Here is a 26,692-nt window from a genome sequence, read left to right as displayed (position 1 = left end):
AGGATGAAATTCGTGTGGATGTATTTTTTAAAAAAAATTCAACTTATCTATTTTCCCTTCTTATTTATCAGTCTGTTATTTGTTTCTGGTTACAGTTTTGTCCATTGGCTGTTATTGGTTAACCTTGAGTTTTTTAGCCTAGATGAAGATATCGTTAATGTGTGGCTGCCGCAGATACTGTCTTGGCTATTATCAATAATTTATATCAGACCTAGGTTAAAAAGGCTCAAGTTTGTTAAAGACAATGTGCGCTTTTTCTATTTATTGATCGCTGTGCAATTAATGGCTGTTCCTTGCATCGTTGCGCAGGAATATCTTAAGACTGCCATGGGTAAGTTAACGCAATTAACATCGATACAGGAATTGTATCTCCATAAAAACACTCAGTATTATCAGTTACAGCAATCGTATATTGATAAGACGCAAATTGGTGTGCAACGAAGTCTAGAGGTTACGGGTAAACATAGCAGTCATTTAAATATGGCATTGTATATAGCCATCCCCATTTTTGCTGAGCGTGCAGATAGTTGGCATGCTAAGGCCCTCGCTTGGTATGGTAAGGTTTATCAGCAGGAGATTAGTAATCAACTTGAACCCAACGAGAAAGAAGCGCAATACAAAGCGTTTTTGGCTAAATCCCTCAATGAGTTTAATAAGTTGGATCCCCAGAATTTTGTTTACCTTGAACGATTAGCCCCATCCTCTCTTCGTTCAGAGTTGCTTGTGGCCGCACAAAAAAGCCCGCTTTATCAAGCTGAGCACCAAACGATTTTTATGCCAAAATTTGAGCCATTTGAGGTTCGTAATGGCAATAAGTTAGTGTGGATTTTTATCTGGTTTGTTGTTGGCGCTTTAGTCTGGTTTGTGCTCTTACTGCGGATCAATCTTGATGACAAAAGCGTAAAGCCGAGGCGCAAATAAATCACGCTCGGCCTTAGATTTAAGAAAGTTTAGGCATGTTCGAACATTAAGAATAGATAAACAATAAACAGCACTATATGGGTCGCGCCATGTAACGCATTGGTTCGACCGCTGCTAAAACTCACCTTGCAAACCATCAAGCTCGTCACAAGTAGTACCATATCCGCAGGCGCTAGGCCTAAATGAACCTCTTGATTTATCACGCTACCTACAATCAGCACCGCTGGAACGGTAAGGGCAATGGTGGCGAGCACTGAGCCAAAATAGAGATTCATCGCCCGCTGTAATTGATTGTTTAACGCGGCCTTAAAGCCTCCCACAGCTTCGGGGGATAAAATCAAGCAGGCCACAATAAAACCACCCAATGCTGGTGGTGCACCGAGAGAGGCCACTGAGTAATTGATTGGCATAGCTAAGGTTTTTGCTAGCAAGATGACCACCAGTAAGTAGCCAATTAATAGCATCGTATGGTAAGCATTACTGCGCAGTATGCCGTGGTGTTCCTCATGGTCTTCATGATCGGCATCGACAAAGAAATGGCTATGGCTTTTAGTTTGAGTCACTAAAAAGATGCCATAGAGCAGAATCGAAATAATGATCAGCATCCAAGACATAGGCTTAGACATGCCGCCGATAGTGCCGCCTTCGGTAAAATTGGGTAGCACTAAACAGAGCAGGGCAAGGGGAATAATCACCACTAGGTAGGATTTGACCCCATCTAAATTAAAGTGTTGAGTGTGATAACGCCAGCCGCCAAGCAATAGGGTGAATCCGACTAATCCATTGATAATTAACATGACGACGGCGAACATGGTATCACGGGCCATCACAGGGTTAGGCTCACCCGTTAACATAACAGAGGAGATCATCACCACTTCGAGTGAAATCACCGATAGGGTCAAGATTAAGGTGCCATAGGGATCGCCAAGCTTAATCGCGAGCGCATCAGAGTGGCGTACCACTGAGAATATCGCCCAAGTTACTATGCCTAACAGGGCGAGTGATACTGGGATATAGGTTGAGAGGGCAGTGCCATCGGCAAGTAAGCTTTCACCACCGGTTTTAAAGAATACTAAGGTCAGTATTCCCAGTAGCAGGGCGAACTCGTCTTTCATAAATGTCTTCATAGGCAGTTTGTCCAAATCGAAAAAGGGCCGCTAGTATAGACATTGGTTATGGCACACTTTGCATGAAACTTCTTTTAGATTTGGGGTTAGAAGCAAAAGTTTGAACTTGATCGCTTTTTTATTCAGAAGTCCATTCTGGCATAAATACCTTTGCTTTTAGTGCGTTTGGCGCCATTGGTTCTAAATTATAGCTTATTGAATATGCTGCAATTTACCTGCTTAAGGCCGCTAAGTCGGCACCAATAAAGGATTCCTGCTGGGGATATCTATTGGCTGTGCACTCTAGATAGTGCACAGCGCTTAAGTTTCAAATAGTGAGTTTTTAGTCATGGGTTTTAGCTAATGGGCTTAAGCTTAAATGCTTAAGCTCAAATACATAAGCTCAAATGCTTAGGCTAAAAAATAGGGAAAACATGGTCCGAGGTAATCACAGGCGGCGGTATTTCCCGATTTAAAAACTCGCCATGATGGAAGTTATTGATCACTTCTATCCAGCCATTATCCCTAAACTCGTATTGTTTACCATGAAGCCTGCTCTGCTCGTCATAATTCGCTATTTCAAGCACATAGTCTTCGGTATTACGCAGTTCCCAGTGGCCGACTTGTTTACCTTGGTCAAAGCGTCCGTACCAATAGTGTCTCTCAGGATTTGGTCTTGGATCGAAACCGAACTCACCATGGGTGTACACCCAGTCGCCATCCTGTTGCCCATTGCGGTATTCGCCCTTTTCATACAATTGGCCGTCAGTGGCGTAGCGTTGTACTAATCCTTCGGGTTTGCCATGGTTAAAGTTTATTAATTCAAGCAATTGCCCAGAACTTGTCTCATTACGGAACTCACCATCGAGCTCGCCTTGGGCATCATAGCTAAAGGTGAGGGTGGCATCTTCTTGTTGTTTCTTCCAAGCGCCAACGGGCTTGTCATTGGCATATTGGCCGCGCTCGGCCACCCACTGTTTCCCTGTCTCATGGTTAATTTTCAGCATCTCGTAGGGGCCTTCGCGTTTACCCTCTTTAAAATACTCGCGGGTAATCACTTTTACAGTTTGACTACGGTTTAGGGTTTGCAGATATAAACCTGTCAATTGGTTATCGATATGTTCGCTGCGGCTAATTAACTCACCTTGCTCAAATATTTCGTTGAGAACCCATTTTTTAAGCTTGTCTTCTTCTATGTTAGCGGTAAGTTGACCGTCATTAAAGCGTTGATGCTTACGGTAAACCCAGTTGTTGTCTTGGTGTTTTTCTTCGATTGAACTGAGCATTTCGCCCTTTTCATTGTATTTAACCGATAACTTCACATTCCATGGCGCCTCTATGATTTCCTTTTGGGCTATCTGGCCATTATTAAAGTAATCCAGCTGTTCACCGACTTTATAGTCATTGTGATAGCGGTAGTGGCGCTTTACCTTGCCATCGTCAAAATATTCGAAGTAATCCCCGTGTTTCTTCCCTTTAACATAAGCTTGAGTCGAGATAATTTTACCAAGCGCCCAGTTTGTTTCGTTGCCATGTGTGAGCCCATCTACCATTGGGGTTTCGAGGTGTAAGTTACCATTGTCATAGTACTGGGTAACACAAGTGCCACTATTACAGACCTTGCCCCTAAGCTTGCCCTCGCTATCAAAAAGCTCGCTTATACCGACTTCTTTGCCATCTTTATAGGTCGTTTTGTAGCGGATATTCCCACCTTCCCAGTAACCCGTTTCAAGGCCTTGTTTAACACCATTTTCATAGTGTGATTCAACATACAATTGACCGGTTGCGATATATTGTTTAAGCAAGCCATGAAGTTGACCTTGCTCGTTGCGAAAGCCTTGTTCGTAGGGCTTGCCATCCTCAAAATAGCATTGATAAGCACCGCGAAATTGTTCGCTCGCGAGTGTTTTACCGATTTTGTTATCGGCGAGGGCGCTGGCGCAGAAAAGCATGTCTTTGTTTTTGTAATAAATCTCGGCCTTATAATTTCCGTCGATAACGTCAGTCGATTGCTTTAAATAGTAACGAGCCAGTTTTTTATCTTTGACGACATTCCAATGTTCATCGAGTAGCACATTGTCTGCATTGGCATTAGCACTGATAAGTACGAGTGCTCCAAGGAGCAGTTTTAATATATATAGACGCATAACGGCTCCTTATGGCAAAGGCTTAAAGGTGAATTCATAGGGGATGTCGACGGGGTTTTGAGAGAGCGTCATATAACTCACCTTAGCGGCAGGGCCTGCGACACTTAAATAGCGGCCATCGACCAGTGCCTCTTTAATCCGTAGTTCGGCATTTTCGGGCAGTCGAATCGTTAAGGTTTTGCCCTGGGCATCCTCGACTTTAAAGTAGTTCTTAAGATCTTTACTCGGCTCATTGCCATAACCGGTTTTTGTTAGCCAAGCTTGCAAATCGATTAACCAAGGACGTGGATTAGCGGCCTGCTCTAAGGGTTGCCAACTGATATCACCTTGGCAATGGATCTTACCTTGGATGTGTTTATCGTAGAAAAATTGCCGCTCGCGGTCGGGCGTCATCAGGGTATAGGCTGGTCCGTTTGGGGCATTGTGCTCAAACAGCCAAGTGACTTCGTGTTTCCCCTCTTTAAAACCTTGTTCTATTTCAGGTTTACAGGCACTCGCTAATGCGGCTGACATGGATATATGCAGATTATGGCCATTTTCAGTCTCAGGTTTTATCCCTTGGATCGCACTGATTTCGGCGTTTGATGGCTCAAGATCTTGATAGAGGAAGTTATTGAGGCTCGAATCGCCAAACTCGCTTAGGGGATTAGCCAGATTTTGGTTGTAGTCGGTAAAGCTCACAAAGCGGATGTTCTTGGTTTGGCTTAACTCCGGCTGTGGCTGCTGCTCAATGACGACAACGGTTTTAGGGATCTCATCTAGCTTAAGTAGCAGGGCGCGGGTGCTAAGATGATGGGGATCATCGACACCGATTAATTCCCCCAGCAGTTCCTTATCCGTCACCGTTAACCATTTGGGATAATCACCATCGCGACGGGCTTCGGCCATCTTTCCTTTAAATTGCTGAAAAGGAAGGTTAATGTTTTTAGTCTTACTCTGCTTTGTCACGACTTTAAATAGCTTTGCCTCGGCGTCGAGCACCTGAATCGTGAGGCTCGCATCGCCAAAGGTATAGGGAGTGGCGACCAGTTCATCCCACGACTTTTCAACTATTTTATTGCTTTCGGGGATAAGGGTCAGCTTGGCGCTGATATGGTCTATCTGTTTGAGTTTATCGGCGGTGTTGTCCCAGCCTGTGGCGATAAGATCCACCGAAGACTCAATCGAGCGGTTGAAATTCATCGCCACACCTTTGCTGTGCTGCCAGAAATCAATGTCTATCGGATTTCCGCTAGCATCAAAGGCGGCTAAGTCTTCATACTGCACATTGGCCACCACATAGTGCGGGCTCATATTATGCACAAAGCGCAATTGCAGCACTTCTGGCGTGTCAGCGCCCCATGGGCCAATATTATCAAAAATACCTTGCTGATCAGATAATAAGGATTCTATAAACTCCTTATCATGGGCTTTATATTCCCGAGGTACATCGCTTATGGGGTACAGCTCTTTTTGCAGATCATCTATATCACGCTCGGCATCGTAGTTAGCATCGGCATGCCAAAGTATGTTCATGACATAAGGGCTATCCTTGGGCGCCATGGCGATGCGGCGGGTGAGGGTACTGCCTTTGCTCTCTTCCTGTTGAAAAAACGCCATGCTCTCTAACCAGCCTGTTTTGCGGTTAAGCTCAAACTTGCCATAGGCCTTAAAGTTGTCTTTCTCACCTTGTACTACCGCAAATAACTTATCTTCGGTTACTTGCTCAACCGTCCAAGTTAGGCGCGCGTCCATGGGGGCGCTAATGCTATAACCGACCCTAGGCTCGAGCGCCACGGGCAAGGTTGGGGCTTGTTTAAACAAGCTATTAAGATTAATCCAGTGCTCAAATAACTCTATGATATCTTTTTGATCCGCCTTCGCGATGGGCGTTAGCTGTCGCACTTCCCCTTTGCTGAACTCCACATTAAAGCCGTCTTTAACCAATTGTACGATTTCATTAGACTGGCTTTTAGGGTCGATATTACTCACCGGAATGGGCATGCCATAGTCGCTTATTTGCAACAGGTTAGGTTGGAGAAAAAAGTGGGCGTTATGGGTTAACGGCGCTGTTAAGCTTGCCGCTTTACCTGCTGCATCTTGCAATTGGTAATCCAGCAGCAATCGCGCCTGCATTACTTTGCGGGTTTCAAAGCCATCATTGAGGCTTACGGTGGAAATGATCTGATATTCACTTTGAGTGGGGATGCTAGCTGACTTGCTTGAAAGCGAATTATCGCAAGCCGTTAACCCAAGCGTGAGCGTGAGCGTGATAGTGGTGCAAATTACCCTGCATATCCCTATAGCCATCTGAACTCCATCGGCAACTTATATTATTGAAATGTAAACTTATTCGTTTGTAAATTGGCGACATTATACACAAAAAAACGCCTTTGGAATAAAAAGCTCACCCCCATATCAGGCTAAGATCAGTCATAAGTTGACTATTGGACGAGTCGATAATTGTTTGCTCTGTGACACAAAGCCGATTGCCCTGATAAGCCTTCATCCTTTACTCTTGTTAACGCAGCCAAATTACTCACAAGCTAGGGAAGATAACTACCTGTGGTTAGCTTGTTCAATGGAGAGAGAACGATGAGCCCACACGAAAAGTCTGAATTAATAACGCCACCTTCCCAACCTATCCCCCAGGAAGCCTTTAACTGGTATGACGAATATGCCCACGGAATTATCGACCGCCGTGAGTTTATGGCTCGCCTTGCAGGGCTAGTCGCCCTAGGGTTTACTATGACGACCCTGACGGGCGCACTCCTGCCCAACTACGCCCTTGCCGAGCAAGTGTCCTTTAACGATCCCAATATTCAGGCCAGTTATGTGAAGTTTCCATCCCCCGAGGGGTATGGCGAGGGGCGAGGCTATTTGGTAGTGCCAAGCGCATTATTAGTGCCGGGGGCCGCAGCGGGGGATCCTAAGACCTTAGATCCCGCTAAAAAAGCGGCGGTAGTATTAGTAGTGCATGAAAATCGTGGCCTTAATCCCTATATCGAAGATGTGGCCCGCCGTTTAGCGGCCAAGGGTTATATCGCCTTCGCCCCCGATGCCCTCTATTCCCTTGGTGGCTATCCCGGTAATGATGATGCGGGCCGCGCCATGCAAAGCAGTTTAGACAGGGCCAAAATTGAGCAGGACTTTATCGCCGCCGCCCGTTTTTTAAAGGCGCATCCCCAGAGCAATGGCAAACTCGGCGCCGTGGGCTTTTGCTTTGGCGGCTATATAGTCAATATGCTGGCCGCCGCGATTCCAGATGAACTAAACGCGGGCGTGCCTTTCTATGGCACTCCAGCAGCGAATGAGCTGCGCACTCGAGTCAAAGGGCCACTGATGCTGCAGTTTGCCGAGCTAGATCAACGTATTAATGATACTTGGCCTGAGTATGAAGCCCAGCTTAAAGCCAATAATGCCGATTACATCGCTTATCTTTACCCTAAGGTGAACCATGGTTTTCATAATGATTCCACCGCCAGATACGATGCGCCAACGGCGGAATTGGCTTGGGAGCGAACCCTAGCGTATTTTGCTAAGTATCTACAGGGTTAGGGATTGCCGAATTGCAAAAGGGAATTTGGGGAGTGCGGCCAAGGTTTTAGGTTATGGCCCACATTTGATGATATTGCTGGTTCGCTGGCTGTCGTGAATTAGCAATATTATCGCTGCAATGTAACAGTGCGAACCCATTGCCTGTCGCAGGCTTTAGCATTCCCTTGTATTAGCTCTTATATTAGCTAGCCCACCCCAGTGACCTTCTAAAACATCCATGTTTTAGTAGGTCACTGGTGCAACAGTGCCACTTCTGGCATCCCCATTGACTATGGTGTTGTGGGCCTGTTCTTAAAAGCTAACGATCAAAATTAATTGATGATTATTTATTTAAAATCAATTTGTTAGATGGTTGGTGAACTGCCCTACGGCATTTACAACTTTTTGTGCACCATCTTGGATATCTGACATGACCTCGCCGGATTGGGTGGAAAGTGCTAATCCGTGTTGTGCTTGTTTTTTCCCTTCTTCAATCATGTTAACCGCATTTTCGGTTAACTTTTGGTTTTGTGAAACCACTTCGACGATTTCCTCCGTTGCCTTACTGGTACGAGAGGCGAGTTGTCGAACTTCATCGGCCACAACTGCAAATCCACGTCCTTGTTCACCCGCCCGTGCCGCTTCAATTGCCGCATTCAGGGCCAGTAGATTGGTTTGATCAGCAATGCCGCTAATACTTTTTACCAGTTCACCAATTATTTGCGATTGTTTATCTAAGGCGGCAATTCCTTGGGCGGCAATATCCATTTGGTCGGCCAGTTTATGCATAGCTCCAACGGTTTCCTGCAACACTTTGCTGCCCATTTGTGCCATATCATCCGTTTGTTTTGATGTGCTGTAGGCGATATCGGCAGCTTCGGATATGGCTCGCTCTCGATTGACCTGCTCAGTGATTACCGTTGCAAATTTCACGACTTTATAGAGAGTTTTATAGCTATCAAAAACCGGATTGTATGAGGCCTCTAGCCAAACCTCTCGTCCATAGCTGTCTATACGTTTAAAGCGATTCGCAACATATTTACCTTGGCGAAGTTGTTCCCAAAACTTTTTATATTCCAGTGAATTATATTCTTCAGGTTCACAAAACATCCTATGGTGCTTACCAATAATTTGGTTTTGACTATACCCCATAGCCTGTAAAAAATTATCATTAGCCGCGAGGACTATGCCCTCCAAATTAAACTCAATCACTGCCGTAGAGCGCTGCAATGCTTGGGTTAAATCTTCATGTTCCTGGGAGTTTTTGATGGTACGGGTCAGATCATTTGCATATACGGATATATGCTTAACTTGGCCTTTAGCGTTTTTTACTGGCTGTACAATTGCCCGTAGCCATGCCTCTTCACCGTCACCTTTTATGATTTGCAGGGCGCCAGCCCAATGCTCACCGCGGGTTAATGCATTGCACATTAGCTTATAGTGGTTAGTATTTCTGGCTCGTAATGGCACGAGATCGGTTAGCTCTCGACCCACGGGTGAGTTTCTCTGAAACAACATGTCATTAGTGAAATGTGCGTTTGCGGTGGTAATTTTTCCTTTTGAATCAAGTGTTAATGCTAACATCTCGTTGTCTAGGCTTTCCCTTACCTGTTGCATTGAAAGTAATTCCTCTTTCAACTGCTCGATTTCCTCTTTTAAACGCTTATTAAATATGAACATATTGGTTTCCACTGCGGATCATGGGGGCATTTTTTGCTGCTATGTTGCACAGTATAGTTGGTAATAGGTGCTTTTAAGTACGTACAAACGGATGTCACAGATCAAATAGTTGTGCCACCTATTGTAACTTTTATTGGGTCACTTGCTTGTGGAAAAGATAGCTGGCATAACCAAAGAGACCAAAGAGACCGGACAGGCGAAGCTCTTCAATGCGAAAAGTGAACTCTAATGCCACAGAAGTTCATCTATCTCCGTTGGTTAAGGTGTTATTAGCCTAGATTGGCAAGGCAGTTACCAAATTAGCTACTACTTAACTATCTAATTTTTAATATGAAAGTAGTAGACATGATTTAATCAGAACGCTATCTTAAGTTTTAACAAGGATGAAACTTAATCGTGACCACGATTAAGTTCACTTGCATCAGGAAGATGTGTCTTTATTTCGCGAGAAACACCTCCTGAACAATATGCGATAAGTCTCTGGGCGCAAGGCGCTAGAACCTAGAATCTATAAAAGAGCAGTGCAATCCCTTGGCTAATGGGTGTTGGCCAAGTGCGGTAGCCATGGAGGAGCTTTTGTTTTTGCGGCCTGTCGGCCGAGAAAAGTTTAAGGTCGTGGGTCTTCAACCCACACCCGACCAAAAGGGGAAAAGCGCCTGTTCCCCTTTTGGAAATCCCCCGGCGTCCCTAACGGAGTTGAAAGCCCCTTGGGCATTAAGCGTTCTAATGCTACCGCGTCAGACGCTCGTCCCTGATTCGACTGACGCTATCTCGGCATCCATGCCTCGCTCACGCAACAAACGCAAATGCCCTGCGGCAACTCCGAGGGGATGATGTATTCCTTCGGCTCAGGTGTTATTGGTTGATTGTTAAGGCATAAAAATGTGCCAGTCCGATCTTTTGATGTTTTTGAGATGATTTCAATAACAATTTTATTTATTAATGTTAAAAATAAAGGGTGAGGCAGTTGTTAATGGAAAAGCAGGATCATGAATGGGGATGCAAGCATATCAATTACACTGAAGATGGAACTATTAAAGCTTGTGTTGTGACTATTGAAGACTTGCAATGTATTGCTGAAAAATTAACATTATCTGTGCTTGATACATCTTGGATGTTGAATATGGATATAGGGACAAAGCGCTCATATCAATATACGGCCCGTGAAACTGCTGATGCGCTCGTTAATATATTTAGAAATGTTACAGATCGAAATTCATTGAATGCTGAGTTCGGCGAGGTAATGGTATCTATCGGATCAACACGTGCACTTGAACTAATTTTTGAACATAGAGCTTTACCAATTGCTGAAATATGGAAGCCACAAAAAAAGCAAAATGAAGGATTTGATTTTCATACCGAGTGTAAAGGGGATCTAATTAATTTTGGAGAAGCAAAATATTCTGGAAGTATTAATCCTCATGGTGAAGCTATACCACAGGCCTCTCGGTTTATTAAAGAGGAAAAACACTTAAGGGATCGAGTCCATTTGATAAACTTAACAGGTAGTAAGTCTATCGAGAATTTAGATAGTGATAAATTTGGTGTTGTTGTAGCTTTTTCGATAAATTCAAAAGATACAAGTTCCATAATGAGAAATGCTATTGAAAGCGTAAGGGGATCAGACTTGATGAATAACTCCAGAATGGTATATGTGGTTGGTGTTAAATGTTAAGTATAAAAAATATAAGTACTGAATATGATGCAAGAGATGGTTTGTGTGAAATTATAAATAAACTACATAAAGAAGGGCCTATTGATAGTAAGGTTTTAGAGAATCTTACATATTATAAAATATTTTATCCAATAATTTTTCGCGAATATGAAGAAAAAATATTGTCAGTGTTAGGCCTTTTTTACAAAAATATCAAACCTAATGATCTTTTTGCATTTCTTTTGTCTGGTGTAGGTGAAACTCATAAGAAACAATATAGAGAATACTTAACCCCTGTTCAAGCTAGCGTTAGAAATGCGATAGAAGACCAACAGTTTGTGTCAATTTCTGCGCCTACTAGTGCAGGTAAGTCATTTTCTTTAAGAGATTATATATATGAAATTGAAGGTGATAGCGTCATAATTGTACCATCGAGAGCCTTAATTGCAGAATATATAAAAACTATAAGAGAACGTTTCAAAAATGATAAGTCAGTGATGATATCTTCTTTCGTTGATTGTGTTTTTAAGATTCGTAAATTAAGAAGAATATTTGTATTGACCCCAGAAAGAGCTAGAGAGTTATTTTCTGAAAACTTAAAATTGAATATTTCACTTTTTTTCTTTGATGAAGCGCAAGTTTCAGAGGAAAAAGAGAGAGGCGTAATTTTTGATGTTTTTGTTCGCCGTGTACAAAAGTTCTTTCCTAATGCGAAATTAATATTTGCACACCCATTTGTTGATAATCCAAGTGCTCAGATTAAAAAACATTCAATGGATGAGGGGAAATCGTATTCAAGGTCATATCCACATTGTACTGTAGGTAAAGCATTTATTTATGGGAATACTAATAAAGAAGACTACTATTTTTCTCCATATTATGAGAATGGTCATCTTATTAGAAATAGCATTAAATTAAATGAAAAGTTTGAGTCAATAGCTTTTAATGGTGAAATGTCTGTTTTAGTTTTCGTATCTAAGTCTTCAATATATCGAGGGGATTTCATAAAGGATTTTAGGAAATATGTTGACAAATTTAATGTAGTTAAAGATGAAAATGCAGTTAAAATAATTTCTCAAGTAGAAGAATTACTCGGTGCGAATGAAACGAATCATCGTTCAAATCTTGTTTGGTTGCTGAGGAAGGGGGTTGTAATTCATCATGGTTCTGTTCCATTAGATGTTAGGTTTCTTATTGAAGATTTTATTAGAGCTGGTTTTGCTAAAATTTGTTTCGCAACTAGTACTTTAGCGCAGGGTATAAATATGCCTTTTGATATTGTTTGGCTAGACAATATGAGGATGCAAGGAATATCAAAAGAGGATAAGGCGCTTGCTTTTAAAAACTTGATTGGTCGAAGTGGTCGTCTTTCTAAGGAGTTAAAGTTTGACTTCGGGTATGTTTATACTAAAAACCCAAAACTTTTGATAGAGAGGGTCAATAGTTCATTTAGTTTATCGGAAATTTCTATTTTAGACCAAGAAGTTGATGAGGTTACTGATGAGAAAGAACTGATATCTTCAATCTTAGATGGCTCATTCAATAATGAGTTTAATCTGCCAATGTCTAAAGTTGAACGGTTATCTTCGCAAGAGTCTATCGAAAACATTAAATTAATACTTGAGCTTGTTTATGTTGGCGGGTTCGGAGAGAAATTATTTGGTAGTGACAATAAACAAAATAGAGAACAATTAAGAGATGCACTATTTAATGTATACTGCATATCTTTGGGGCGAGAATTGTTCGAGGGTGAAAAAAATGTGTTTAACACTGCAATCGATATTTTTATCCTTATAATTCAGGGCAGATCTTTCAAGGAGATCGTGGGGATAAGATACAATCATATATCAAGAAGAGGTGAAGCTAGAACAAGTTTTGCTAGATTTTCTCAACCTGCTAACAAATTGCCTGATAGCTCATTAGTTAATAGTTTTTCATTGTTCAAATCTGATGTAAGAGTAAAAGATGTTAGCTATGATGCTATCGTTTTTGATACGTATGACTATATGGATACCGTTATTTCATTTTCTTTGTCAGATGTTCTAATGGGGGCATTTGCTATTTATTATAATTTTACTAAGGATAATAACGCTCTTAAAATGATAGAGTTATTGAAGTATGGGACAAATGATACCACTCATACCTTACTTATACGCTATGGTTTCCCTCCTGATGAAATCAAAGAATTAACTGAGTATATTGATTCAATCACTGAAGATAATATAATTTTTAAGCCAGATGTTTTAAATGGCTCTGAACAGGTAAAAGAACTTGTTGATTGGTATCTTCCATAGCGGATTTAATGGAACCCCGTCAAATAACAGGACATATATGGTCACCTCGGTGTTAGCAAGGCCAATGTCCCATTTTATTCAAACTACATTTACGTTAATCGATAATTTACCTTTCACAACGGGGTATCGGTCGTTAATGATTAGCGGTCTTGCGACATATATCCGGCGTCTGTTGCGCCCTAATGAGATCCAAATTGACGTCTTACCCTCCTTGGCATCCACATGACCTCGAAGGCCACTGTCCCGATCAGGTTTTGGGTAAGACAAACCGTTTAACTCATTAATACCATTACCGCTGTTGTGCTTTGATGGACATTTATCTATTTACATTTTGAGTCTATTTACGCAAAAAACGCTGTATTACGCCGCAACTTTACATGCCTTATCCATATCAAATGCTTGCCCGCGGCTCATCACCACAAACACCATCCGCGCCATCTTATTCGCCAAGGCGACCGCCACTTTGCAAACGTGTTGGCGTTGTTTAAGTCGTTGTAGCCACAGGCTTAGTGAGTCGTCTTTCTTATCGCACCAGTTCACCACGGTTCTTGCGCCATGGATAAGTAACCGCCTGAGCGTTTGATTGCCGCGCTTGGTTATCTTGCCGAGCCGATTTGTCGTACCGCTACTGTACTGTGAAGGGGTTAGCCCTAGCCATGCTGCTAATTGCCGGCCATTTTTAAAATCATTCACTTCATTAATGCTGGCTAATAGGGTTGATGCCACGATAGGACCGACACCGGGGATGGTTAGCAGTAGGGAGTACAGCGGCATCGCTTGGGCAAGGGCTAATATTTCCTGTGCAATCTGGTCGATTTGTTCATTTAAATACAACTGAAACTCATAGAGTCGTTGAATAAACCCTCTGGCAACCGTGGATAACTCGTTGTCAGCATCTTCAAGAATGAGCGGAATGGCTAACATCAACTGGCGGCGAGTCTTTGCGATAATCAGGCCGTATTCCGCAAGGAAACCACGCAGTTGATTGCAGTTAGCGGTACGATTCTCCACCAAGCGCTCACGAATGCGCAGCAAAGATTGAATGTCCTGCTGCTCGACCGTTTTTGGACGAAGTAGACTCACTTTAGGACGGCCAGCGGTTTCTCCGATGGCAACCGCATCATTGGCGTCATTTTTATTACCGACTAGCATGGCTTTTACCATTCTGGCGGGGATAAGCTTGACGGTATGGCCGAGCTTTTCGATAGCCCGCCCCCAGTAATTAGCACTGTAACAGGCTTCCATCACCACTAATGTCGGTTCACATTGCCTAAGGGTATTGAGCAATGCAGAACGGTTGATTTTACGATTAAAAGCAATGGTATTGTCATGATTGAAGGCAGCCACTTGGAAGACAGTTTTTGCCAAATCAATGCTGATGAGTTTATAGTTCATATCGGTCACCTCGCGTCAGATTTTGTGCACCTAAATCATGGCACATTGCGATGCCGAGACCGAGGTGACCATCCCAGCATGCATAGCTTTTTGAATGCGAAAAGTTAACGTTAACCTTACAGAAGTTCTCCCATCCCCTGCGAAGTTGCCGCGGGGCGTTGGAATAAATTGCGTGAGTCCGGTCATGGATGACCGGCTAGCTTCCGTAGGTACAGGGACGTTGCCTTCGGAAGCGATAGCAATTTATCCATAAGACTAAGGCCAGTCTCTAATGCATGTAACTTCGCTAGGGGCGTCTTGGAGAATCCAAGGAGGATAGGACGAGCAGTCCTCCTTGGTCGGGTGTGGGGTGAAGCCCCACGACCTTTTCGGTCGCAAGACCGATCTTACACCGCGTTAGCGTAAGTCCGATCCAGATTACTCTGGATCACTCCCTATTCAGGATCATAATCCAACACTGGTGCTAGCCACTTCTCCGTCTCAGCTACTGTCATCCCTTTACGCTTCGCATAATCCTCCACCTGATCGCGGCCAATATTACTCACGCCAAAATAGCGGGATTTCGGGTGGGCAAAATACCAGCCGGATACTGCCGCTGTGGGGAACATGGCGTAGCTTTCGGTGATGTTTAAGTCGATGGTTTCATCGGGCTTTAACAGTTCCCACAGCAAGCCTTTTTCGGTGTGATCCGGGCAAGCTGGGTAACCCGGTGCGGGGCGTATGCCTTTGTATTTCTCGCGGATTAAGGCTTCGTTATCTAGCGCTTCATCGGCGGCATAACCCCAAAACTCCTTACGCACGCGCTCGTGCATGCGCTCGGCAAAGGCTTCGGCTAAACGGTCGGCTAAACATTTGAGCATAATGGCGTTGTAGTCGTCGTGGTTGGCTTCAAAACGGGCGATATGTTCATCGATACCATGGCCCGCAGTGACCGCAAATCCGCCCATATAGTCGGCGACGCCGCTATCTTTTGGCGCCACAAAGTCGGCGAGACAGAAGTTATCGTTACCGACCCGCTCAAGCTGCATCCTAAGGTGATGGGTAGTCATTTCAACTGTGGTGCGCGACTCATCGGTATAGAGCTCAATATCATCAAAGCCAACCGTATTAGCGGGGAACAGCCCAATCACGCCCTTGGCGGTGAGCCACTTTTCATCGATGATTTTTTTAAGCATGGCTTGACCATCGGCGAACAGCTTTTGCGCTTCTTCACCGACAATTTTGTCACTTAAAATCTCGGGATAATGGCCGTGGAGTTCCCACGCGCGGAAAAACGGCGTCCAGTCGATACGCTCAACTAAATCCGTTAATGGATAATCATCAAACACTTGGCGACCGAGCACGTTAGGTTTGAATGGGGTGTAGTTGGCCCAATCGTGTTGGCAGCGGTTTTCGCGGGCCGCTTCGAGTGACACTATTTCTTTGCGCTTGGCCTGGGATAAACGCTTAGTGCGCATATCGTCGTATTCGGCATAGGTTTCATCAATGGTCGCTTGGCGGGTTTCGTTATTGACCAGTTTACTGACCATAGGCACGGCGCGGGACGCATCGGCAATATAGATGGCGCCATGGGGATAATGGGGGGCAATCTTCACTGCTGTGTGGATTTTCGAGCAAGTGGCACCGCCGATAATCGCCGGAATGGTCAGCCCTTCACGGTGGAAGGTTTTGACGTTATGCACCATTTCATCGAGGCTTGGGGTGATCAGGCCCGACATGCCGATAATGTCGATATTATGCTCTTTCACCGCCTCAAGGATCCGCTCCACCGACACCATCACGCCTAAATCAAATACTTCAAAGCCATTACAGGCGAGCACCACGCCGACAATATTCTTGCCGATATCGTGCACATCACCTTTTACGGTAACCATCAAAATCTTGCCATTAGACTGGCCTGCGACCTTTTCCTTTTCAATAAAGGGATTGAGGTAGGCCACGGCCTTTTTCATTACCCGCGCCGATTTAACCACCTGTGGCAGGAACATCTTGCCCGAGCCAAATAGGTCGCCGACGATATTCATGCCGTCCATCAGCGGGCCTTCAATCACATCCAACGGACGGGAGGCGACTTGGCGAGCGGCTTCGGTATCTTCATCAATAAATTCGGTAATGCCTTTCACCAGCGCATGGGCTAAACGTTGATTGACCGGCCATGAGCGCCATTCTAAATCTTCTTTTTTGGCCGCAGCGGAACCATCACCGCGGAATTTTTCTGCAATCTCAAGAAGTTGTTCAGTATTGCTCGAGCCTTCGACTGGGCAGGGTAAGTTAAGCACTACATTTTCAACCCGCTCTTTAAGCTCGGGGTCGATATCATCGTAAATCGCTAACTGGCCCGCATTGACAATCCCCATATCCATGCCGACTTTAATCGCGTGGTACAGGAATACCGCATGGATCGCTTCACGTACAGGGTTATTACCGCGGAAGGAGAACGACACGTTCGATACCCCGCCCGAGATCATTGCGTGGGGCAGGGTGGCCTTAATCGCTTTAATGGCATCAATAAAATCGACGGCATAGTTATCGTGTTCATCGATACCTGTGGCGATGGCGAAAATGTTCGGGTCGAAGATAATGTCTTCTGGCGGAAAACCGACCTTATCGACCAGTACGCGGTAGGCGCGGGTACAGATTTCGATTTTACGCGCCTTAGTATCGGCCTGACCTTGCTCGTCGAATGCCATGATAATGGCCGCCGCGCCGTAGCGTTTGACTAAGGTCGCCTGCTCGATAAATTTCGCTTCGCCTTCTTTAAGGGAAATCGAGTTAACAATGCCTTTGCCTTGAATACATTTGAGGCCAGCTTCGATCACTTCCCACTTAGAGGAGTCGATCATAATGGGTACGCGGCTGATATCGGGCTCAGAGGCAATCAAGTTTAAAAACTTGTGCATGATCTCCACGCCATCGAGCATGCCTTCGTCCATGTTGATGTCGATGATCTGCGCGCCGCTTTCAACCTGTTCACGGGCGACATCGAGCGCCTGCTCGAACTTGCCTTCTTTAATCAGCTTTAAAAACTTGGCCGAACCTGTAACGTTGGTGCGTTCACCCACGTTTACAAATAGGGTTTGGGCATCGATAGTGAGCGGTTCCAAACCCGCAAGGCGGCAGGCGACGGGGATATCGGGCAATACGCGAGGATCATATTTTTCAACCGCTTGTCGGATAACGCGAATATGTTCAGGCGTGCTACCACAGCAACCGCCAATAATGTTGAGCATGCCTTCGCGCGCCCAATCTTCGATTACATTCGCCATATCCTCTGGGGTTTCATCGTAGCCGCCAAACTCGTTCGGCAGGCCCGCATTTGGATGCGCCGACACATAACATTCGGCGATACGGGATAATTCTTCGACGTAGGGGCGCAGCTCTTTTGGCCCGAGGGCGCAGTTAAGACCGATAGATAAGGGCTTGATATGGCGAAGGGAATTGTAAAAGGCTTCGGTCGTTTGACCTGTAAGCGTGCGGCCCGAGGCATCGGTAATAGTGCCGGAGATCATCACAGGTAAACGCGCTGGTGAATTGGCGCCAAATAAGTCATCGAAGACAGATTCAATCGCAAACAGCGCGGCCTTGGCGTTCAAAGTATCAAAAATGGTCTCGACCATAATGATATCCGCACCGCCTTCGATCAGCGCCTTAGTGGATTCTTTGTAAGCGGTCACTAACTCATCGAAACTGACATTGCGATAGCCAGGGTCGTTCACATCTGGGCTAATCGAGCAAGTGCGGTTAGTGGGCCCTAACACACCGGCGACATAGCGTGGGATCCCCGTGGCTTTCTCTATTTCATCACAGGCCTGCCGAGCGAGGCGCGCGCCTTCGCGGTTAATTTCGGCGGACAACGACTGCATATCGTAGTCGGCCATGGCGATGGTGGTGGCGTTAAAGGTATTGGTTTCAATAATATCGGCACCGGCATTTAAGTAGTCGGTGTGGATTTGTTTGATGATCTGCGGCTGAGTCAGGACTAATAGATCGTTATTGCCTTTGACATCCGTATGCCAATCCTTGAAACGCTCGCCGCGATAATCGGCTTCTTCCAGCTTGTAGCCTTGGATCATAGTGCCCATGGCGCCGTCTAAGATCAGGATGCGCTGGGACAGTTGGTTGCGAATGTCTGCCAGTATTTGGCCTGCTCGATGGGGTGATATCGCCATAAAATGATTACCTTTACTACAGCTAAGTTGAGTCCAAAGTACGCAATCCGGTGACAAATTGCATTTTATTATTGGATGTCGTTCGTTTTGTTTTGGACATTTAAACGTATAGACGTCCATAATACGCGACATCGGATTGTCAGGGCAAGATGAAAGTCAAATATGAAACAAGTTCGCTTATTACTGTTGCGCCACGGGGAATGCGAGGGCGGAGCGATTTTACGTGGTCGCGTCGATGTACCCCTGAGTGAAAAGGGTTGGCAGCAGATGTCGGCGGCGGTAGCGGCGCGGTCGGGGATTTTCCATGGGATTTATAGCTCCACCTCAAGGCGCTGCGCCGAATTTGCTAAGGCGTTTGCCGATTCATTGCGCGAGAAGGGGCAAAATCCGCATGTATCTAGCCCCTTGGACGTCACCTTGCTCGATAGTTTGCAGGAACTCGATTTTGGTGATTGGGATGGGCGCACATTCGAGGAGCTATATCGACAAGAAGGCGAATTGCTGGCGGCCTATTGGCAAAATCCATGGCTAGCAGCGCCACCCCAAGGGGAATCAATGGTGAGTTTTGAGCAGCGAATAAATGCCGCCATCGAGGGAATTTTGGATCAAGCCTTTGCTCAAATGGCAAAGGATAATCCAGTCGCCCCGGCTGAGGCTGCCCCTGCTGAGTCTGAGGCAACACTAAGCGCCGAGTCGATTACTGCACCAGTCGCCACTATTTGGATCATTAGCCATGGCGGCGTGCTCCGCCATTTAATGGCAAGGGCGCTAGGGGCGGTGCAGGTGCCAGGTTTTTATAGCCAGTTGACACTGCCAGAGGCCGCAGTGGTGGGTATCAATGTGCTCGAAGATACACTCGGTGAGCGTTATTGGCGTTTAAACTGGCCTAGTTCCTAGTGCCAAGTGCCAAATGCCTAGTGCCAAATGCAAAGTCAATGTGCACTTGATGCGGGAAATCCCTTGTCTGTGCTGGTTTATGTGTTAACACAATTAATATCAGGGTTTTATCATTTAAACGGCATTGCCTTACAAGCTAGATATAGGATAATGCATTTTCTTGATGGGTCTGCTTAAGCGGAAACATCGCAGCAATAGGTGTTGGGAATGTGCTCTTGGATATTTTGCTACTGGGATAAGTCGTGAAAACCCGAGCATATCAACCCATACATAATAGGGAATCGGGGCGCTGCCCGTCAGCCAGCCCGAACTGTACCCGCAACTGTGAGTAGTAAAAGAAGCGCCTAGAACCTAGAACCTTCTTCCCCTACAAGTCAGGAGACCTGCCTATTGCTGTTATCGCTGCATGCAGCTTTAGTTCTCGAGCGGGTAACTCGAGGGAGCAGAATATGATGATCACTATATTGGCCTTTTGGGCAAAGGGTTGTTTTTACGCGGGGGCTGAGTCTCAGTGAAGCCGTTGCCATTACAACCAATTAAAACCTCTATCCCGGATACCGCACTCAAGGTGAGCGATTTGAGCTGGGTTATCGAGGGAAAAACCATTCTCGCGGATATTAATTTTGCTTTGCAAAGCGGCCAAATGCTGGGGCTTATTGGCCCTAACGGTGCGGGCAAGTCGAGTCTGCTGCGTTGTATTTACCGCTTTGTACGCCCAAGCCGTGGCAGTATTAGTCTTTTTAATCAAAATATTGAGCAGTTATCGCCCAAGGCGTTCGCCTGCAAAGTTGCCGTTGTACAGCAGGATACGCCCCATTATTTTGATATGACGACCGAGCAGTTGGTGGCAATGGGATTAACGCCCCATAAGGGCATGTTCGACACTAATTCTAGCTGTGATAGCCAAAGGATTGCTAAGGCGCTGGAAAAGGTGGGACTAAGCCAAAAACTGCACCAACAGTATGAGCGTTTGTCCGGCGGCGAAAAGCAGCGAGCCCTTATCGCCCGCGCCATAGTCCAGCAGCCACAGTTACTGATTTTAGATGAGCCTACTAATCATCTCGATGTGCGTTATCAGATCCAAATCCTTGAATTAGTGAGGAGTCTTGGTATTAGCGTGATAGCCTCAATCCACGATCTCAATCTAGCCAGCGCCCTGTGTGACCGTTTGCTATTGCTCGATAAGGGAGCAGTGAGTGCGATGGGCACCCCGTCTGAGGTGTTAACCGAGGCGCGTATCGCCGATGTCTTTGGTGTCTGCGCTCAGGTATCGAGCCATCCGCAACATGGCAATCCTTTGATTAGTTACTTTTACGGTTATCAACCGAATCAGAGCTTACACGAGTCGCAGCCCCCCAAACTTTACCCCAGCGAACTTGAGGGGGATAAATGAAGCACGCAATGACACATATGCTCGGCAGTATGGTTAATCGCATTTTGACACCGTTAACACAACAGCAATGGTTGATCCTAGGATTCGTGGTCCTAGGGATATTAACGCCAATCGCCGCGGCGAGTTTTGGGGCGGCGACTATTGGTTTTTTAGATGTATTGCATGTGTTTATCACTAAGTTACTCCAGAGCTTTGGCACTCTTAATCCAACGAATGTGAATGGCATCACAGAGCGGATTGTGATGGAGCTTAGGCTGCCACGAATTTTACTCGCCTTTGTGGCGGGGGCGGGGTTGTCTCTGGCGGGGAGTGTGCTGCAAACCGTGACCCGCAATCCACTGGCCGATCCCTATTTATTCGGTATTAGTTCGGGCGCCTCCTTTGGGGCTGTCGTTATGCTCACTCTCTTCACAGGATCTGGTTTATTTGGGAGTGTCGGGGTTGTTGTCAATACGGGGATCTTCAGTGGTTCTGGGGTATTTGCAGGTTTACTGTGGTTTAGCTTGCCCTTTGGCGCCTTTATTGGCGCCAGTTTATCTGTGCTGATTGTGCTTGCCTTGTCGGGGCTTGGGCTCAACAGCCAAGTGGAGCGCATGTTGCTTTCCGGTGTGGCGACCTCTTTTATGTTTGGCGCTTTAACCAGTTTGCTGTTGTATTTTGCTAGCCCGCAGGCAACGGCATCGGTGCTGTTTTGGAGCTTAGGCAGTTTTGCTAAGGCCAGTTGGCCGCTGTTGATTTTACCGACCTTAGTGGTCGGTGCGAGTCTGCTGATCATTTTAGGGATGAAACGGCAGATCATGGCATTGCAGGCCGGGGATGAAACCGCCCATACCTTAGGGGTGAACGTGCCCAAATTGCGACTCAATATGCTGTTGCTCTGCTCTTTAATTACGGCGATTTTAGTCGCTACCTGTGGCGGGATTGGCTTTGTCGGATTGATGATCCCCCACTCGGTGCGCTTATTATTTCCCGGCCGCCAGCCCATAGTGTTAACCGCCTTGGTGGGGGGATTATTTATGGTGTGGATAGATGTACTCGCCCGTTGTGTGCTCGGTAATCAAGAGTTACCCGTGGGCATTATCACCGCCGCGATAGGCAGTTTTTTCTTTTTGCTTATTCTGCGTCGGCGAAAAGTGACCAGCTAATTTAATGCTTAAGACGTATGGAAAATCGGCGTGGGATGCGTCGTAGTGATTCAATTTGGATTGGCAAGTGGAGTGTGAATGTCTCAATCAGCCGTTTCGTTTCAAATAAGCCCTGTGAGCAAAGTACAAGATCAGATAATTCAACAGAAAATAGACCTTAAGACTAAGCCGCCCGGCGCCCTCGGCCAGCTCGAATCCTTAGCATTGCAAATTGCCCGCATACAAGGGCCGCAGCAATTGCAGATAGTAAAACCGACCATGTTGGTATTTGCGGGCGATCATGGTATTGCCGCAGAAGGGGTGTCGATTGCGCCTAGCGAAGTGACCCGCCAAATGGTGCAAAACTTTGCCCACGGCGGCGCGGCGATCAATGTGTTCTGCCGTCAGCTGGGGTTTAAGCTCGAAGTGATTGACTGCGGTATTTTAACGCCGCTTGAAGGGGTTGAAGGCATTATCGATCAACGGCTTGGCGCTGGTACTGGCGCTATTCATTTAGAACCTGCTATGGCGCTTGAAACCGTCGATAAAGGGTTTGCCATGGCGCGGGATCTTATTGAACGCCACCATCAAGGGGGCTGTAATTTGGTCGCCTTTGGTGAAATGGGTATAGGTAACACTTCTGCCGCCTCTGCCATTATGGCGGCGATGATGCAACTCGATGTGGCGGAATGCGTTGGCCGTGGCACGGGCATTAACAGCGAAACCCTAGAACGTAAGCTGATGTTAATTGAGTTAGCCCTGTTACTGCATCAAAGCGCTTTAACGGGTCCAAGGGCGGTGTTAGCCTGCCTCGGCGGATTTGAAATAGTGCAGATGACCGGGGCCATGCTGGCTGCAGCCGAGCGTAATATGCTGGTGGTCGTGGACGGTTTTATCGCCACAGCCGCAGCATTAGTCGCAGTGCAAATCGCCCCTAATGTGCGTGATTATTTGATATTTGCCCATCAGTCCGAGGAGCAAGGGCACCAGCGTATGTTGGCCCATCTACAGGCTAAGCCCTTGTTGTCCCTTGGCTTGAGATTAGGTGAGGGGACTGGGGCCGCCTTGGCATTGCCGTTAATTCAAGCCGCAGTAAATTTTTACAATCAAATGGCGAGTTTTAGTGATGCAGGTATTGAGGCTGTTGTATGATGTGTGCCAGCTAAGTCGCTTATTTAATCTATTTAACTTGTTTAAAATAATAACAATAACTTTTAGCTAACTGTTTTAACCTTAAACCTTGCAGCAAGTGTTAACTCACTAAGGATGCTTTATGTCAGAACGCGAAAGCTGGCACAAAGAGATAGATTTATTTTTAGTTGCCATGGGCTATTTTACCCGCATTCCTATGCCCAAATGGGTGGAGGTCGATGCGGATAAATTAAACAAGGCGAGCCGTTATTTTGGTCTAGTCGGTTTGTTGGTCGGCCTGTTAAGCGCCATTGTATTTTGGCTGACGCAGAACTGGCTGCCTGCAGGGGTGTCTGTGCTCCTGGCTATGGTGACCGGCGTCTTGCTCACCGGCGGATTCCACGAGGATGGCTTAGCCGATACCTTCGATGGTTTCGGTGGCGGCTGGACGGCCGAAGACAAGCTACGCATTATGAAAGACTCGCGCCTTGGTAGCTATGGCGCTCTGGCCTTGATGTTGGTGTTGCTGCTGAAATGGCAGTTATTGGTCGAGTTGGCGCTGTATGATCCTGTGGTTGCGGGATCGGCATTGATAGTGGCGCATACCGTGAGCCGCGTGGTCGCCGCCAGTATTATCTTTACCGAAAAGTATGTGCGTGACGATGAGACCAGCAAGTCTAAGCCATTATCGCAGCACCAAGGCGTTAATGAGCTATTTATCCTAATTGCCAGTGGTGTGTTAGTGCTGCTTTTCCTCAAGGGCCTAGCCGCACTGTCCCTGTTATTAGTGATGATAGGGTTACGGCGATTATTTGTGGTTATTTTTAGGCGTCAGATTGGCGGTTATACCGGTGACACCCTAGGCGCCGCGCAGCAAATATCTGAAATAGTGTGTTATTTCGTGCTGCTGGTCGTAGGTAGCATACTGTGATCCATTTAGTGCTAGGCGGTGCCCGTAGCGGTAAGAGCCGCTACGGCGAAGCCTTAGTACGCCAATATACGGCCTTAGGATTCGATGCCTGCTATGTGGCGACCGCGCAGGCGCTCGATGCCGAAATGACCAGCCGCATTCGTTTACATCAGGATGGGCGTGCCAAGGATGATATCGACTGGCAGTTGATTGAAGAGCCCTTGGCATTAACCGCCCAGCTAACAGGTTTAGCTAAACCGGGGCGCGTGATTCTGGTGGATTGCTTAACACTTTGGTTAACCAATCAATTACTTGCAGCGAGTCCCGAGGATGAACCAGCTTCGACCGAATCGGATTTTGCCGTCGATTTTGCGGCATCAGCCTCAAAACGCGATGCCTTAGCCCATTGGCGCCAGGAAAAAAACGCCTTTGTCGATGGATTAAATACCCTTGAAGGTGTGGTGATTTTAATCAGCAATGAAGTTGGTTCTGGCATTGTGCCCTTAGGGGAACTCAGTCGCCAATTTGTGGATGAAGCGGGTTGGTTAAATCAAGCCGTTGCGGCGGTCGCGGACAATGTGACCTTAGTGGTGGCGGGTTTACCGCTGGTGCTTAAATCGAGTTAGTGGATTTTATCCTGTGCCGCTTTAGCGTTTAGTTCGTATTAAAAGATGATCCGTTTATCGTATTTTCCTCTATTGAGCGATGTTCTTGCCCATGCATTCAAATAAAGCGCCCGCTCCCACGGCAACCGATAAAGCGTCAACGTCGACCTTGCCTCAAAGGCAGCCCCAAGGCGCCAAGGTCTTAATGGTGCAGGGGACAACCTCGGATGCGGGTAAAAGCACGCTGGTGGCGGGGATTTGTCGTCTGCTCGCCCGTCAGGGTGTCAAGGTCGCGCCTTTTAAACCGCAGAATATGGCACTCAATAGCGCAGTCACAATCGATGGTGGTGAGATTGGCCGTGCACAGGCATTGCAAGCCGCGGCTTGCTATCTTGAGCCCCATACGGATTTTAACCCTATTCTGCTTAAGCCCAGCTCAGATACGGGCGCACAAATTATTGTGCAGGGTAAAGCGTTAACAACGCTCGAAGCCTCGGCGTTTTTTGGCCCTAAATCTAAAGATTACAAAGCCATGGCACTCGGCGCTGTACTGGACTCCTTCGAGCGATTGACGGCCGAGTATCAAACTATAGTGGTCGAAGGGGCGGGCAGCCCGGCTGAAATTAATCTGCGTGAGGGGGATATCGCTAATATGGGCTTTGCCGAAGCGGTGGATTGCCCTGTGATCATCATTGCCGATATCGATAAAGGCGGCGTATTTGCCCATTTGGTGGGCACCTTAGCGCTGTTATCTGAGTCGGAACAGGCGCGGGTAAAGGGCTTTGTGATCAATCGTTTTCGGGGCGATATTAGTCTGTTGCAATCTGGGCTCGATTGGCTCGAAGCCTATACCCAAAAGCCCGTGTTAGGCGTGCTGCCCTACCTGCATGATCTGCATTTAGACGCCGAAGATGCGCTGATAGATTCGCCCACAAAGCAGGCTAAGAATCGTTTTAAAGTACGGGTATTAGTATATCCGCGCACCAGTAATCACACGGATTTTGATCCGCTTAGGCTGCATCCCGATATCGATTTTGACTATGTGTCACTGCAAACCCAAGCCGCGGAGCAGGTTACTCATTTGCCTGCCGCCGATTTATTGATCCTGCCCGGCAGTAAAAATGTACGAGCCGATCTCGCCTTTTTGCGCGAACAGGGCTGGGATCAGCAGCTTGCCAAGCATTTGCGCTATGGCGGTAAAGTGCTGGGGATTTGCGGTGGTTATCAAATGCTGGGTGAAAGCATTGCCGATCCTATGGGGATTGAAGACGCCTTAGGCACTAGCCAAGGGCTGGGTTATTTACCCATAAACACCGAATTTAAGGTTGAAAAACAGCTACGTAGGGTCACAGGCCATTTAACACTGCAAGGGCAGAATGTTGAGGTAAAAGGCTATGAGATCCACTGCGGTGAGTCCCAATATCTAGGCTCAAGTATTGCCGATAAACCAGCCCCATTATGGCTGAAAAATGAGAACGGCCTTGACCAACAGCTGGATAACTCCTTTGCCGATGGCTGTTTAAGTGACGATGGACAAATTTTGGGGACCTATTTGCATGGACTATTCGATAGCCCTGATGCCTGTCAGTTGCTTCTGCGCTGGGCGGGATTAGAAGATGCCCAAGCAATTGATATCAATCAGATACGAGAACAACAACTGGATCGTTTGGCCGATGTATTAGCCGAACACTTAGACTTACCACAATTACAAACAATCTTAACCGCATCAGTTAAGCCGTAGGATGAACAT

At 46.3% G+C, this 26,692-nt stretch carries 17 protein-coding genes and 1 riboswitch; of the genes, 11 read left to right on the top strand and 6 right to left on the bottom strand.

Translation table 11 applies throughout. The annotated features are described in order from the left end of the window. Window positions 1-12: 12 nt before the first annotated feature. Window positions 13-921 (top strand): hypothetical protein, encoded by a 909-nt coding sequence (locus MJO46_RS07990; protein ID WP_253988865.1) that lies wholly within the window; start codon window positions 13-15, stop codon window positions 919-921. A gap of 29 nt (window positions 922-950) precedes the next feature. Here the strand turns inward: MJO46_RS07990 and MJO46_RS07985 are convergent, their stop codons facing one another. The 3 genes from MJO46_RS07985 to MJO46_RS07975 form a co-directional block, all read right to left on the bottom strand. Next, window positions 951-2,048: a calcium:proton antiporter gene (locus MJO46_RS07985; RefSeq protein ID WP_253988864.1), complete on the bottom strand. Its 1,098-nt coding sequence runs from the start codon at window positions 2,046-2,048 to the stop codon at window positions 951-953. Window positions 2,049-2,443: 395 nt separating this feature from the next. Next, a complete protein-coding gene (locus MJO46_RS07980; RefSeq protein ID WP_253988863.1) occupies window positions 2,444-4,174 on the bottom strand; it encodes a toxin-antitoxin system YwqK family antitoxin in 1,731 nt (576 codons plus the stop codon). A 9-nt stretch (window positions 4,175-4,183) separates the two neighbouring features. Then, entirely contained in the window at window positions 4,184-6,463 is a 2,280-nt protein-coding gene (locus MJO46_RS07975; RefSeq protein ID WP_253988862.1) for a hypothetical protein, read from the bottom strand. A 285-nt stretch (window positions 6,464-6,748) separates the two neighbouring features. Between MJO46_RS07975 and MJO46_RS07970 the strand changes: the two genes are divergently transcribed. Further along, the gene (locus MJO46_RS07970) at window positions 6,749-7,711 is read left to right on the top strand and encodes a dienelactone hydrolase family protein (RefSeq protein ID WP_253988861.1); all 963 of its coding nucleotides are present in this window, start codon (window positions 6,749-6,751) and stop codon (window positions 7,709-7,711) included. Window positions 7,712-8,047: 336 nt separating this feature from the next. Here the strand turns inward: MJO46_RS07970 and MJO46_RS19885 are convergent, their stop codons facing one another. Then, a complete protein-coding gene (locus MJO46_RS19885; protein WP_301541919.1) occupies window positions 8,048-9,370 on the bottom strand; it encodes a PAS domain-containing methyl-accepting chemotaxis protein in 1,323 nt (440 codons plus the stop codon). Window positions 9,371-10,343: 973 nt separating this feature from the next. Between MJO46_RS19885 and MJO46_RS07955 the strand changes: the two genes are divergently transcribed. Together MJO46_RS07955 and MJO46_RS07950 are read left to right on the top strand one after the other, a co-directional pair. Beyond that, window positions 10,344-11,045 (top strand): hypothetical protein, encoded by a 702-nt coding sequence (locus tag MJO46_RS07955; RefSeq protein ID WP_253988860.1) that lies wholly within the window; start codon window positions 10,344-10,346, stop codon window positions 11,043-11,045. Beyond that, the gene (locus tag MJO46_RS07950; RefSeq protein WP_253988859.1) at window positions 11,039-13,318 is read left to right on the top strand and encodes a DEAD/DEAH box helicase; all 2,280 of its coding nucleotides are present in this window, start codon (window positions 11,039-11,041) and stop codon (window positions 13,316-13,318) included. Before MJO46_RS07955 ends, MJO46_RS07950 begins: the two co-directional genes overlap by 7 nt. A 360-nt stretch (window positions 13,319-13,678) precedes the next feature. Here MJO46_RS07950 and MJO46_RS07945 read toward each other — a convergent pair whose 3' ends face one another. Beyond that, on the bottom strand, window positions 13,679-14,713 hold the full coding sequence (locus MJO46_RS07945) for an IS110 family transposase (RefSeq protein ID WP_253988375.1): 1,035 nt from the start codon (window positions 14,711-14,713) through the stop codon (window positions 13,679-13,681). A gap of 434 nt (window positions 14,714-15,147) precedes the next feature. Further along, window positions 15,148-18,882 (bottom strand): methionine synthase, encoded by a 3,735-nt coding sequence (gene metH, locus MJO46_RS07940; RefSeq protein WP_253988858.1) that lies wholly within the window; start codon window positions 18,880-18,882, stop codon window positions 15,148-15,150. Between the two features lie 162 nt (window positions 18,883-19,044). Here metH and MJO46_RS07935 point away from each other — a divergent pair, with 162 nt between their 5' ends. The 7 genes from MJO46_RS07935 to MJO46_RS07905 all read left to right on the top strand — a co-directional run bounded on the left by MJO46_RS07935 (window position 19,045) and on the right by MJO46_RS07905 (window position 26,683). Beyond that, window positions 19,045-19,779, top strand: a complete 735-nt coding sequence (locus MJO46_RS07935; RefSeq protein ID WP_253988857.1) for a histidine phosphatase family protein — start codon at window positions 19,045-19,047, stop codon at window positions 19,777-19,779. Between the two features lie 220 nt (window positions 19,780-19,999). After that, window positions 20,000-20,185, top strand: a riboswitch (cobalamin riboswitch). A 105-nt stretch (window positions 20,186-20,290) separates the two neighbouring features. Then, window positions 20,291-21,172, top strand: a complete 882-nt coding sequence (locus MJO46_RS07930; RefSeq protein WP_253988856.1) for an ABC transporter ATP-binding protein — start codon at window positions 20,291-20,293, stop codon at window positions 21,170-21,172. Continuing rightward, entirely contained in the window at window positions 21,169-22,317 is a 1,149-nt protein-coding gene (locus tag MJO46_RS07925) for an iron ABC transporter permease (protein WP_253988855.1), read from the top strand. The genes MJO46_RS07930 and MJO46_RS07925 overlap by 4 nt, the downstream gene beginning before the upstream one ends. Window positions 22,318-22,395: 78 nt before the next feature. Continuing rightward, the gene (cobT, locus tag MJO46_RS07920) at window positions 22,396-23,448 is read left to right on the top strand and encodes a nicotinate-nucleotide--dimethylbenzimidazole phosphoribosyltransferase (RefSeq protein WP_253988854.1); all 1,053 of its coding nucleotides are present in this window, start codon (window positions 22,396-22,398) and stop codon (window positions 23,446-23,448) included. Window positions 23,449-23,569: 121 nt separating this feature from the next. Then, the gene (locus MJO46_RS07915; RefSeq protein WP_253988853.1) at window positions 23,570-24,358 is read left to right on the top strand and encodes an adenosylcobinamide-GDP ribazoletransferase; all 789 of its coding nucleotides are present in this window, start codon (window positions 23,570-23,572) and stop codon (window positions 24,356-24,358) included. Next, window positions 24,355-24,963 (top strand): bifunctional adenosylcobinamide kinase/adenosylcobinamide-phosphate guanylyltransferase, encoded by a 609-nt coding sequence (gene cobU / locus MJO46_RS07910; RefSeq protein WP_253988852.1) that lies wholly within the window; start codon window positions 24,355-24,357, stop codon window positions 24,961-24,963. The genes MJO46_RS07915 and cobU overlap by 4 nt, the downstream gene beginning before the upstream one ends. A 91-nt stretch (window positions 24,964-25,054) precedes the next feature. Continuing rightward, window positions 25,055-26,683, top strand: a complete 1,629-nt coding sequence (locus MJO46_RS07905; RefSeq protein ID WP_253988851.1) for a cobyric acid synthase — start codon at window positions 25,055-25,057, stop codon at window positions 26,681-26,683. Window positions 26,684-26,692: the final 9 nt, after the last annotated feature.

The organism is Shewanella sp. KJ2020 (assembly GCF_024197625.1).
In the GTDB taxonomy this organism is placed as follows: Bacteria; Pseudomonadota; Gammaproteobacteria; order Enterobacterales; family Shewanellaceae; genus Shewanella.
Note: the sequence above shows the minus strand (reverse complement) of the source record. Positions and strands in the feature narration are given on the sequence as shown.